This window comes from Spirosoma daeguense, from assembly GCF_054776875.1.
In genome coordinates this window covers 432,286-444,495 of record NZ_BAAHBF010000004.1, presented here as the reverse complement: position 1 = coordinate 444,495, position 12,210 = coordinate 432,286, and the positions used below count along the sequence as shown (strand labels likewise).

Below are 12,210 nucleotides of genomic sequence, written 5' to 3'. Positions count from 1 at the left end.
GGTTTGTGTCAAAACCTGCAAACGTTGGTTATGGAAGATATCGTCAACAAAGCGGTGCTGTTCGACTATTTTTCGAGTCGGGTGAGTCCACTACAAAAGAAATCCGTCGAAAAATGGCTGGCTGAGCCGGGCAATCGGGAACGCTATTATGAATGGTTGCACGAATGGGAATTGGGGCAGCTTCAGATGGATGCAAACTGGCAACAGGCGTTCAGTAAGGCAAGCCGGAACGTAACAGACGTAGTAAATGCCGAAGAGCGGCCAACCATAGTTCGACAAAGCTGGCTTGGACGTATCTGGCTGGCGGTTGCCTCAATTCTGGTGGTGCTGGCTGTGGGAGGTTGGCTTTTTCAGGAACAGTTGCTCTATCAGACAGTTCAGACTGGTTTTGGCGAAACCCGAAACGTAACACTTCCCGACGGTTCGGCCGTTACGCTCAACGCTAACTCATCGCTACGTTATGCACGCTGGTTTGGCCGATACTGGATGGGAAAAGAGCAGCCCACACGTACTGTTGAACTGACTGGCGAAGCTGATTTTTCGGTACGTCACCTGCCCGATCAACAACGCTTTGTCGTTCTTACACCTAAAGGGTTGAACGTAACGGTTTTAGGTACGCAGTTTACAGTGTTCAGCCGCGAACGTAATACCCGCGTGGTACTACGTTCGGGCAGAGTTCAGCTTACAATACCCAAAGCAAAACAGCCATTTTTGATGAACCCCGGCGATTTGGCTACCCTCGACCGGAAAGGGAAACTAGCAATGGTTCGGACGGCGCATCCTGAAGCGATGGCTTCCTGGAAACATCAACGCTTTACGTTCGAGCAAACGTCGCTACGGGAAATTGCCGATATGCTTCACGAAAATTACGGCCTGATGGTTTCGATTAAACACGATCAACTGGCTGATCGAACTATTTCAGGATCGTTTCCGGCGCACGATGCCAATGAAGTTCTGCAACTGGTAGCGCAACTGCTTCAAATTAATTACAGCCGCGAGAATAATCACGTTTCATTCACCGATTAACCATTAACGACTATTATCTATAAACCCCTCATGATGTACGCTATACGTATATTCCGTTTTGGGCTGGTGATGTTGCCTTTGTTGGGAGGGCAACCCAGTCTGGCGCAGTTTCTGGCTACGGCCAAAGCCCTGCCCCGAACCCATTATCAACTCGCATCAACGCAGATGATTCAGCTTCGCGATGCGCTGGGTCAGTTGAAAACGCGCTATCAGGTCGACATTTTGTTTGAAGACAAATTGGTGAGCGATCATCTGGTGAGTCCGGCGGTGATTGAACCCGGTGCTTCGCTGGAAAAGAATCTGACGAAAGTGTTGAAGCCGCAGGGACTTCGCTACGCTAAAGTGAAAACGGGGGTCTACGTAGTGCTGGCCGTCAATAAGTCGTCGAAAGTAACGCTGCTGGAGAGCGTCAATACGTTATCGACCCCCGTTGGTGCTGAACCTCTAGAAACCAGTACGCTGCATCAGGTAGCTTCGCGCGAAATGCAGACCGCAGTAGACCAGACCATTAGCGGGCGGGTAACCGACGAAGCGAACGGTGGCGGATTGCCGGGCGTAAGCGTTGTGGTGAAAGGTACAACCCGTGGCACAACCACCGATTCCGACGGTAATTACCGGGTCAACGCGCTCGATCAGACGGCTAATCTGACGCTGGTATTTTCGTTCATTGGCTACGCTACGCAGGAAGTTGTAGTCGGTAATCGGACGTCGGTGAACGTAGCACTCACTGGCGACGATAAAACGCTGAACGAGGTAGTTGTGGTTGGTTACGGAACGCAAAACCGTAAAGATCTGACCGGCTCTATTTCTTCGTTAAAAACACAGACGATTAAAGATCAGCCCGTTACGAACGTAGTGGAAGGCTTAACTGGGCGGATGCCGGGCGTAGTGATTCAGCAGAATACGGGCGCTCCCGGCAATGCGCCATCCATCAAAGTGCGTGGATTAGGGTCGATTAGTGCCGGTAATGGGCCGTTAGTTGTGATCGACGGACAGCCGCTAAATTCGGGTGGTTTGACTAATGCTGGTGGACTGAACCAGCTTAACCCAAACGATATTGATAAAATCGACATCCTGAAAGATGCGTCGGCAACGGCTATTTACGGATCGCGCGGAGCAAACGGCGTTATCATGGTAACGACCAAGCGCGGTAAGTCAGGGCAGAGTCGAATCAACTTCGATTATTATACGGGTACGCAGCAGGTCAGCAAAAAAATGAATCTGCTCAACTCACAGCAGTTTGCCGAGTTTGTGAAAGATGCGTTCAATGCGGCTTATCTCGAACGGGTTCCGGGTGCTTCGATCAACGACCCGAACAGTGCTCGTGCAGCCGGACAACGGTATCGGTATCCGAGAGGAGAATTTGCCGGGGTTAACTTCGACGATCCGAACAGTCTGGCGTATTACGATTATCAGGACATGATTTTCCAGAAAGCGCCCATGAGTAACTACCAGCTTTCGGCATCGGGTGGCTCGGAGAAGGTGCAGTATTTCGTGTCGGGAAATTATCTGAAACAGGACGGAATCATTAAGCGGTCGGGTATAAACCGCTACACGGTACGTTCCAACATCGACGCGCAATTGTCATCTAAATTGAAAGTTGGCGTGAATTTCAGCCCGTCGTTTATGGACGAGAACCGAACCGCTACCGATGGCCACTGGGCAAGTAACGGTATTATCAACTCGGCCCTGTCGTTGCCGCCGTTCATTCCGATTTTTCAGGCGGATGGTATTACGTATAATTCACAGGCTTTTTACGCAGCTCCCTACGATTGGCCGGGTATTACCAACCCTGTTGCCAACATCACAGAAGCAGATAATAAAGTGAGTCAACTTCGTTTGCTGGGTAATGCGTACGCTGAGTTCGCCATCTGGAAAACGCTACGTTATCGCGGAACAATTGGCGCCGATTTGAACTACCTCCGTCAGAATCAGTACCAGACTTCGGCAATGGTACTTAACCAGTTGCTACCGCCAAACGTATCGACCGGGTCGGCTTATACGTCGCAGAATATCAACTGGGTAACGAACCATACGCTGAACTATACACACGACATCGGTACCGAACATCATTTCGATGCCTTGATCGGTATGGAATCTCAGAATAACGACTATCAGGAAAGCCGGGTCAATGCCAATAACTTCCCGAATGATCTGGTACGTACCGCAAGCGCAGGTACAATCATTGGTGGTACGTCGTTTCAGACGCAATGGTCGCTGGCTTCATATTTTGCCCGCGTTACGTATAATTACAAAGATCGTTACCTGTTCAATGCCTCAGTTCGGCGCGATGGTTCGTCGCGTTTTGGTACGACCAGCCGATTTGGTACGTTCCCATCGGCTTCTGTGGGCTGGCGGGTTAGTGAAGAGTCGTTTATGAAAACCGTTCCGACGGTTTCGGAATTGAAAGTACGGGCCAGCTACGGTTTGTCGGGCAACAATGCGTTCCAGAATAGCGATGGTACGCAAAATAACTATCCGGCAATTGGCGTGCTGAGCAAAGACAACTACGTATTGGGCAATGCGCTGGCGAATGGTCTGGCAACGAGTGGTATTAGTAATGAACGGCTGAGCTGGGAAAAAAGCCAGCAAACGGATGTTGGGGTTGATCTGGGCTTATTCCAGAACCGGATTTTCCTGACTGTCGATTACTACAAACGTATCACGACCGATTTGCTGCTTTCGGTACAAGTGCCTTCGCTAACGGGTTTCACTACGGCTGTACGTAACATTGGTCAGGTCGAAAACAAAGGCTGGGAATTCTCGCTCTCGACGCGTAACCTTGAAGCATCTGGTACAAAAGGCTTTAGCTGGACAACCGATTTGAACTTGTCGTTCAACCGCAACAAAGTACTGGCACTCGGGCCCACGGGCGACCCTATCCGGAGCGGAACGGGCGTAGGCGAAACCAATATTTCGATGATCGGTCAGCCACTGGGTAGTTTCTACGGCTATCAGCAACTGGGCGTTTTCCGCGATCAGGCCGATCTGGATAGTTACCCACACTGGTCTGACAGCCGCCCCGGCGACGTAAAATATGCCGATGTGAATGGCGACGGAAAAATCACTGCCGATGACCGTACGCTTATCGGTAACAACCAACCTGATTTTACGTACGGCATCACCAACTCATTTTCGTTCAAGGGCTTCGATTTGAACGTAGTGATTCAAGGTGTACAGGGTGGTAAAATCCTGAACCTGTCGCGTCGTTTCTACGAGAATCTGGAAGGTAATGCTAATCAGTTGAGTACGATTCTCACGCGCTGGCGGTCGCCACAAGATCCCGGCGATGGCATAACACCCCGCGCCAATTCGCGTACAACGGGTAGCAACAACGTAGTGTCGACGCGGTGGGTTGAAGATGGTTCGTATTTCCGTATCCGAAACATTACGTTGGGTTATAACGTACCAAACACGCTGACGCAGAAGATAAAAGTACAGTCGGTACGTATCTATGCAGGTGTGCAGAACCCGCTTACCGTTTCGAAATATCTGGGTTACAATCCAGAAGTGAGTGGCTACGAAGGCCCGCTGACGGGGGGCGTTGACTATGGTTCTTATCCGCTGGCACGTACCTACACGATTGGTTTAAATCTGGGCTTCTAATCTCTTGATTCTTATGAAACGTATTTATATTCTTGTTGGGTTAGTTGCAATCAGCCTGACAGCCTGTAAAGAAAAATTTCTGGACTTAAATCCAATCTCAGCGGTTGGTACTACGTCCTTCTATAAGTCGCAGTCTGACGTATTGACGGCACTGAATGGAGCGTATGGCGCACTTCAGGCCAACGGTCAGTATGGTCAGTTTTACGTAGTGTCCGAAATTCCTTCCGACGATACACGCCCAGTACTATCGGGTTCGGTTACCGATCAGGACGAGTTCGACAAGTTTTATATCCGGACAACAAATCCGTTTACGCTGGCTCGCTGGAATGATGGTTATCGGGGTATTTATCGCTGCAACGCGCTTATTGAGCGCGCTGGTGGCGTATCGATGAATGAGACCATTAAGGCGCGTGTTATCGGCGAAGCGAAATTTCTGCGCGCGCTGATGTATTTCAATCTGGTCCGTATTTTCGGCGACGTACCACTTGTTCTGACCGAAATTACTGACCCATTGCAGGGGTATGATTATGGTCGCTCACCAGTGGCCGATGTATACACCCAGATCGTAAAAGACCTGACCGAAGCGGAGACGGCTTTGGCGGTTAGTTATACAGGAGCGGATATTGGCCGGGCAACCAAAGGGGCTGCCAGAAGTCTACTAGGAAAAGTATACCTGACTCAGAAGAAATACGCTGAAGCGGCTACAAAACTGAAAGAAGTGGTCGACGCCAATACGTATTCGCTGTTGCCGAGCTATGCTGATCTGTTTAAAGCGGCTAACAAAAACAGTCGGGAATCAGTGTTTGAGGTGCAATACAAAAAGGGTAATCTGGGCGAAGGTAGTCCGTTTGCTAATGCCTATGCGCCCGAAAACTCCGGTAATGCAGTGATTCAGTTTGGGGGTGGCGGTAATAATCAGCCAACAACCGATCTGGTTAATAGCTACGAAACCACCGATCCGCGCAGAGCTGTCTCGATGGCAACCAGTTACACCAACACAAGCGGTGCACGGGTAGATTATAATTACATTCGCAAATACCTCGATCCGCCTACTGTGAGCGGTGATGCGGATGATAACTGGTACGTACTACGTTATGCCGACGTATTGCTGATGTATGCCGAAGCGCTGAACGAAACTGCAAAAACTGCCGAAGCGTTACCCTATCTGAATCAGGTTCGCAAACGGGTTGGTCTGGCCGATAAAGCCATTACGTCGCAGGCTGACATGCGCTTAGCGATTGAACAGGAGCGTCGCGTGGAGCTAGCATTTGAAGGCCATCGCTGGTTCGATCTGGTACGTACCGGGCGCGCGTTACCCGTTTTGCAGGCAAAAGCAACGGCTATCGGTATCAAAACGGCACTCAGTGAAAACCTGCTGTTGTTCCCGATTCCGCAAAGTCAAATCGATATTAACCCCAGCAAAATCAAGCAAAATCCAGGGTATTAATACTATAGTGAAACTAGTTTAACGAATTGAGGTCGGGTTCTCAAACCCGACCTCAATTCGTTAAAGCCAACTTTATTACCCCACCCTAAATCCCTCCCCCGTAGGGAGGGACTTTACTTGTCACTTTTTGAAGTCCGGCAGCGGCCGACCGTCTCCCTACGGGGGAGGGATTTAGGGTGGGGTTACTTCGGCGCCCATTATTCACGTTAACTCTACAACCCTATAACTCCTTTTTAACCGTCGTAACGGAAGCCTTTTTGGGGAGTTCCGGTTGGTTCGGCCTGTTCGAAAGTGAGCATGTGATCGAACGATTGGGTGACGGTTTTGTGAATGCCTTTGCAGATGGTGTCGAGCGGAAGGTCGTTGGCGTCGTTCCCGAAAGGATTCTCAATTTCTTCCGCAATCACTTCCAGACTGGCCAGTACGTAGAAGACGAAAATGACGAGCGGTATCACCAGATAATGCAGTGACGATATATAACCAAGCGGCAACGTCAGGCAATACATGGTGATAAATTTCTTGATGAACGAGCTATACGAAAATGGAATAGGTGTATTTTTTATTCGTTCACAGGCTCCACAAACGTCCATCAGCGAATCAATCTCGGGGTTCAGAATCACCAGATGCTCCGGAATAAGAACGTCACGCCGTTGAAGTTCGTGAAGTTTTCCGAAAATAGCCATTGCAATCTGCTGTGGTACGTGTTCGTTCATCCGCAGATTTTTCAAACCAAACGTGGTGGATTCGGTAAACTCAGGTTCAACGGGTTTTCCGCGCAGATGATTTTTGAGCGCAAAGGCGAAATTGGGAATCATGGCCCGGAAAAATGCCCGATCTTCGGTATTTGCTGTACCCAGTAACTGGTCTATCTTCAGGGCCATATTCCGGGTGTTATTCACCAAACTACCCCATAACTTCCGCCCTTCCCACCAGCGATCATAAGCTGTATTGGTACGAAACACGAGCAGCATCGAAATTACAAAGCTCAGCAGCGTGTGCATGAACGAGAAATTCTTCAGGTGCGGATTCTCGCTTAAATCAAGCAGTTCTATAACGTGAACAATGATAAACGAGTAAAATCCAATGCCAAGTAAGGCAGGCGTTAACTGACGGACAGTGTCAGCCCGGTTGAATGTTATCAGAAACCGAAACCACTCTTTCGGGTTATAATTGACCATAAATGAGTCTGATTGAGAAAGCTTTTGACAAAATTAGCAACGTTTCTTTCTTATAGCTTGTATACTTGTGCTGGTTCCGCTACGTTATGTAGCCGTTTCAGTACGTTAAAATTCAGATTTCATGCGTGTTTCGGCCAGTCTATTTGCGTTTCTGTTTTTCTGGATCTCTGTTACGTTTTCGGTAGCGCAATCGCAACAGCTTCCGAACATCGATCATATTTATGACCCAAAGGTGCAGACCGTGCTACTGTATCCGCAACTCAACGCGAATCCAAACGACCCAACCCGTACGTTGAACCCACCCGTAATCTCGCTCGATGAACAGGTGCCGCTTCAGCTTGAATTCGATGAGCTAACAACCAACTACCGATCGTTTCGTGCCCGATTCATTCATTGCAACGCCGATTGGCAGCGCTCTGTTTTGAGTGATATCGAGTTTACATACGAATACAACGATAATCCGATTACCGAGTACCAGATTGCGATCAATACGAAAGTTCCCTATTATCACTATCGGTTCACATTGCCACGGGTGAAATTACCGGGTAACTACGTATTGGTGGTTTATGACGAACGCAATCGGAATAACATCGCCTTTACCCGTCGGTTTATGACGTATCAGAATCGGGTAAATGTAGGTGCTGGAGCACATTTTTCATCGGCCCCTGACCGGCAGTTTATCGACCAGCAAATCGACTTTACGATTACGTATAAAGGGTATCAGGTGATTTCACCACAGGATGATTTTAAGGTTGTGATACGTCAGAATTATCGTGACGATCGCGAAATCCGTGGGCTTCGGCCAACCAATGTGCAGGCCTTTGATCAGGTGCTGGATTACCGACTTATTGATTTAAGTAATACTATGCCGGGCGGTAATGAATTTCGGTTTTTCGATACGCGAACTGTTCTCTCCCGCGCTAACTACATCGAACGTATCGACCGACCTGCTGATCGAAATATTGCGTATGTACAGGTCGATCAGCCACGTAGCAAAGGGGCTTACTTGCAAAGTGATGATTTTAATGGCATGTTTGTCATCGACCATCGTGAAACGGGCGATGGCGCTACGTATGGCGATTACATTGAAACGGTATTTACGCTACGTATTCCCGAAGTTCCGAACGTAGCAGTTTATGTGAATGGCGCGTTTAATTTATGGGAGCGTAACGAGCGTAATCTGATGACTTATGATCCGATCCTGAACGCATATCGGGCATCAATTATGCTGAAACAGGGTATTTACAATTATGACTACATAGTTCAGACAACCGATCCGAAACCAAAAGTCGATGAGAACTACATTGAAGGTAGTTACTCATCGACCGAGAATGATTATGAAGTATTCGTTTATCACCGCCCACCCGCTTCGCGTGCTGATCAATTGATCGCGTACCGGCGGTTCGGCTTGAATAAACGCAAGTAGTACGGCCGCGTTACGTTTGTTTGTTACTATGCTCCATGCAGGAATTCCATGATGTCGCCGTCCTGTACTACGTATTCTTTTCCTTCAACAGCTAGTTTACCCGCATCGCGAACGGCTGACTCCGTTTTGAATTGCTGAAAGTCAGGCAATTTCATCACCTGCGCCCGAATGAATTTCTTCTCGAAATCGGAGTGGATAACGCCTGCTGCCTGTGGTGCTTTCCAGCCCCGGTGAATTGTCCAGGCGCGAACTTCTTTAACACCAGCGGTGAAATACGTAATAAGGCCGAGGAGTTTGTACGACGCTTTGATCAGTTTGCTAAGTCCCGATTCGGTCAGGCTGTATTCACTTAGAAATAGCTCCCGTTCTTCAGGATCTTCCATCTCGGAAATCTGCGATTCGATGCTGGCGCTGATGATAATCACTTCGGCACCTTCGTCTTTCACAGCTTCCCGAAGCGTATCGGAATAAGCGTTTCCGTTGGGTAGAGAGCCTTCATCGACGTTTGCTACGTAGATAACCGGTTTGATCGTCAACAAGGCAATATCGCCAATGGCGGCTTCCTGTTCTTCGGGCGATACCTGAACTGTACGGGCGCTTTTGCCAGCTTCAAGAGCGGTTTTATAGAGCTTTAACGTAGCAAGTTCAGCCTTTGCTTTGGCATCACCCACCTGAGCAGCTTTAGCGATACGCTGAATTTTTTTATCGACCGATTCAAGATCTTTCAACTGCAATTCAGCGTCGATAATTTCCTTATCTGATACCGGATTAACTTGACCTTCTACGTGCACGATGTTGTCGTCTTCGAAGCAACGTATTACGTGGACAATAGCATCGACCTCACGAATGTTTGCCAGAAATTTATTGCCCAACCCTGCGCCTTGACTGGCACCTTTCACCAGCCCAGCAATATCGACAAACTCGATAATGGTTGGTACGACCTTCTGCGGTTTCACCAGTTCTTCAAGAGAGTTCAACCGTTCGTCGGGCACCGTTACTACGCCCACATTCGGTTCTATCGTACAGAACGGATAATTGGCTGCTTCAGCCTTGCCGCTCGAAATAGCATTAAACAGCGTCGATTTACCTACGTTTGGTAAACCCACGATTCCACATTGTAAACCCATAGTTTAAATGCGAAAGAGTGAAAGAACGAAAGAGCGAATTTGCCGGATGGCTTTCACCGCTACGGCGGACCGTTCTTTCACCCTTTCGCTCTTTCACTCTTTAGTTTTTCTGTAAAAATACAACCCCAACGGCGGACCGCAAAAAAAGCCTTCGGCATAGTGCCAAAGGCTAGTGGGAATGGAGATGCCATTCGGTGAGTTCGCGAAAAGAATAATGAAGTAAAGTCTAGATCATTCAGTAACTAGTAACTCGTTAGTTGTAGTTTATTCCCATTTCAGTTCGCTGGCAAAATCGTCCTGTTCATCGCGTTCGCGGTGAGCGAACTGAGCGAAGTCTACATCAGGCATAAGTTCTGATTTCACGTGACTAACTGTTTCCTGTAATGCTTCTACGAATTTGTCGAAATCCTCTTTGTAGAGAAACATTTTATGTTTTTCGTACACGAATCCGTCACCTTGCGGATGGCGTCTGCTTTCGGTAATGGTCAGGTAATAGTCGTTGGTTCGGGTTGATTTAACGTCAAAAAAATAAGTCCGTTTTCCGGCCCGAACGCGTCTTGAATAGATTTTCTCCCGGTCTCTTTCGTCCACAGTTAAATTGGTTTAGCAATTCTCAACTGCTAAAGTACGGGCATTAGTGAAAGAACAAAAAGAAAGTGTATAAATATATTTTGGGGTAGTTTTACCTCAAAACTATAGTGTTTCTGTAGAAGTTATTCTACAGATTTTGGCGTAAAAGCTTGGTTATTAGATAAGGTTATCATATATTTGTTTTTCAGGAATTGCACTTTTTGGGGGCGGGCGGTATGCAGAAGGTTCTTTTAGCGTACTCTCCGTCTATTTTTTTTCACGTAACCAAGAGCTGTATGAGTTTAATCGTGTCTCTTATGTTGTTTTTCAGCAACATAAAAACGGCGGAGGCCATTCCTGGCCTCATACAGAAAGGCAAAGCGTCTTTTTATTCCAAGAAGTTCAATGGTCGTAAGACCGCATATGGCGAGCGCGTTAGTGCCGAAGTTCTGGCAGGGGCTCACCGTCATTTCCCACTCAATACGTTGGTTGAAGTAACAAACCTCGACAACCAACGGTCAGTAATTGTACGAATCAATGATCGAGGCCCTTTCTCGAAGGGACGTATTATTGATCTGACTCATGCAGCCGCCGAAGCACTTGGCATGGTTTCGAAAGGAATCGCTAACGTATCGCTTCGGGTTGTTGGTAAAGGTCAGGCTCTAGCGCTTGCACCTTTCGCCAATCCTATTGACTATCAGCCCATGCTGCAACCTGTTTTGTAGGCTGACTTTCTAACTAACCCGCGCACCGTTTGACATTTTGTTGTGCAATTCCTGCCGAAAATGTCGAACGGTGCGTTTTTTGCGTTATCTATACAAAGAGTGAAAAAGCGAAAGGGCGAATTGCTGTTGCGACATTTTCACTCTTTCGCTCTTTATATGAAGCAATCCCTTAATCTGGGTCAGGTACGTTCGTTTGGCAACGTAGAGTTTCTGGCCCGTCAACTGGTCGAAGGCTTTATCACAGGTCTTCATAAATCACCTTTCCACGGTTTTTCCGTCGAATTTGCCGAGCACCGGCTTTATAATACCGGCGAAACAACGCGACATATCGACTGGAAAGTATACGGGAAAACCGAAAAACTGTTTGTAAAACGGTACGAAGAAGAAACGAACTTACGCTGCCATCTGCTGATCGATACGTCGTCGTCGATGTATTATCCGGAAGCCAACTATGGTAAGATGACATTCAGCGTTATGGCGGCTGCTTGTCTGGCGTATATGCTTCAGCGTCAGAAAGATGCGGTGAGTCTGACAACCTTTGCGGATACCATCGATGTGCAGACGCCAGTGAAATCCACGCCATCGCATGTGCACAAGTTATTTACGCAGTTAGACCTGCTCATGCAGCAGCCAAAACCGCTACGTCGAACATCGGCTGCTGATGTGATTCACCAAGTTGCAGAGAAAATCAACAAGCGGTCGCTGGTTGTAATTTTTAGCGATATGTTCGACAATTCTGAGAAAGCAGATGCGCTATTTTCGGCTTTACAGCATTTGCGGCACAATTTGCACGAAGTATTAGTTTTCCACGTAACGGATAAAAAAACCGAAGAAGAATTTGCATTCGACGAACGCCCGTACGAATTCATCGACCTTGAAACCGGTGAAAAAGTAAAACTCCAGCCCGGACAGGTGCGGGAAACGTATCAACAGGCGGTGAAATCGTATTTTCAGGAGTTGAAAATGCGTTGCGGCCAATACAAAATCGACTTTATCGAAGCCGACATTGCACAGGGTTTCGACCAGATTCTGACCGCTTATCTGGTGAAGCGAACGAAGATGAAGTAATCGATTGGATTAGCTCGAACTAATAAACGTGTCAATT

General features: G+C 47.9%; 9 protein-coding genes. 6 read left to right on the top strand and 3 right to left on the bottom strand.

The window, feature by feature from the left end; genetic code table 11:
• Nucleotides 1-30 precede the first annotated feature (30 nt).
• The 3 genes from ACYVD4_RS14790 to ACYVD4_RS14780 are packed head-to-tail and all read left to right on the top strand — an operon-like array spanning nt 31 to nt 6,079.
• On the top strand, nt 31-1,026 hold the full coding sequence (locus ACYVD4_RS14790; RefSeq protein WP_460946922.1) for a FecR family protein: 996 nt from the start codon (nt 31-33) through the stop codon (nt 1,024-1,026).
• A 30-nt stretch (nt 1,027-1,056) separates the two neighbouring features.
• A complete protein-coding gene (locus ACYVD4_RS14785) occupies nt 1,057-4,632 on the top strand; it encodes a SusC/RagA family TonB-linked outer membrane protein (RefSeq protein WP_460946920.1) in 3,576 nt (1,191 codons plus the stop codon).
• Nucleotides 4,633-4,645: 13 nt separating this feature from the next.
• Complete coding sequence (locus tag ACYVD4_RS14780) at nt 4,646-6,079, top strand: RagB/SusD family nutrient uptake outer membrane protein (RefSeq protein WP_460946918.1); 1,434 nt, start codon at nt 4,646-4,648, stop codon at nt 6,077-6,079.
• Nucleotides 6,080-6,312: 233 nt separating this feature from the next.
• On the opposite strand, the gene ACYVD4_RS14775 is transcribed toward ACYVD4_RS14780, so the two are convergent.
• Nucleotides 6,313-7,257, bottom strand: coding sequence for a bestrophin family protein (locus ACYVD4_RS14775; protein ID WP_460946916.1), 945 nt, complete (start codon nt 7,255-7,257; stop codon nt 6,313-6,315).
• Between the two features lie 121 nt (nt 7,258-7,378).
• On the opposite strand from ACYVD4_RS14775, the gene ACYVD4_RS14770 reads away from it, so the two are divergent.
• Complete coding sequence (locus tag ACYVD4_RS14770) at nt 7,379-8,683, top strand: type IX secretion system plug protein (protein WP_460946914.1); 1,305 nt, start codon at nt 7,379-7,381, stop codon at nt 8,681-8,683.
• A gap of 26 nt (nt 8,684-8,709) precedes the next feature.
• On the opposite strand, the gene ychF is transcribed toward ACYVD4_RS14770, so the two are convergent.
• Nucleotides 8,710-9,810 (bottom strand): redox-regulated ATPase YchF, encoded by a 1,101-nt coding sequence (gene ychF / locus ACYVD4_RS14765; RefSeq protein WP_460946912.1) that lies wholly within the window; start codon nt 9,808-9,810, stop codon nt 8,710-8,712.
• 264 nt (nt 9,811-10,074) lie between these two features.
• Nucleotides 10,075-10,401 (bottom strand): DUF3276 family protein, encoded by a 327-nt coding sequence (locus ACYVD4_RS14760; RefSeq protein ID WP_460946910.1) that lies wholly within the window; start codon nt 10,399-10,401, stop codon nt 10,075-10,077.
• A 275-nt stretch (nt 10,402-10,676) separates the two neighbouring features.
• On the opposite strand from ACYVD4_RS14760, the gene ACYVD4_RS14755 reads away from it, so the two are divergent.
• Together ACYVD4_RS14755 and ACYVD4_RS14750 are read left to right on the top strand one after the other, a co-directional pair.
• Nucleotides 10,677-11,105 carry a septal ring lytic transglycosylase RlpA family protein gene (locus ACYVD4_RS14755; protein WP_460946908.1) on the top strand — a complete coding sequence of 143 codons (429 nt, stop codon included), beginning with the start codon at nt 10,677-10,679 and terminating at the stop codon, nt 11,103-11,105.
• Nucleotides 11,106-11,261: 156 nt separating this feature from the next.
• Entirely contained in the window at nt 11,262-12,173 is a 912-nt protein-coding gene (locus ACYVD4_RS14750) for a DUF58 domain-containing protein (RefSeq protein ID WP_460946906.1), read from the top strand.
• The last annotated feature ends 37 nt before the right edge of the window (nt 12,174-12,210 follow it).

Bases quoted from the DNA above. Each gene is read 5' to 3' on its own strand.
- ACYVD4_RS14755 (WP_460946908.1), top strand. From the start codon at position 10,677: ATGAGTTTAATCGTGTCTCTTATGTTGTTTTTCAGCAACATAAAAACG.
- ACYVD4_RS14780 (WP_460946918.1), top strand. From the start codon at position 4,646: ATGAAACGTATTTATATTCTTGTTGGGTTAGTTGCAATCAGCCTGACA.
- ACYVD4_RS14790 (WP_460946922.1), top strand. From the start codon at position 31: ATGGAAGATATCGTCAACAAAGCGGTGCTGTTCGACTATTTTTCGAGT.
- ychF (WP_460946912.1), bottom strand. From the start codon at position 9,810: ATGGGTTTACAATGTGGAATCGTGGGTTTACCAAACGTAGGTAAATCG.
- ACYVD4_RS14770 (WP_460946914.1), top strand. From the start codon at position 7,379: ATGCGTGTTTCGGCCAGTCTATTTGCGTTTCTGTTTTTCTGGATCTCT.
- ACYVD4_RS14750 (WP_460946906.1), top strand. From the start codon at position 11,262: ATGAAGCAATCCCTTAATCTGGGTCAGGTACGTTCGTTTGGCAACGTA.
- ACYVD4_RS14785 (WP_460946920.1), top strand. From the start codon at position 1,057: ATGATGTACGCTATACGTATATTCCGTTTTGGGCTGGTGATGTTGCCT.
- ACYVD4_RS14775 (WP_460946916.1), bottom strand. From the start codon at position 7,257: ATGGTCAATTATAACCCGAAAGAGTGGTTTCGGTTTCTGATAACATTC.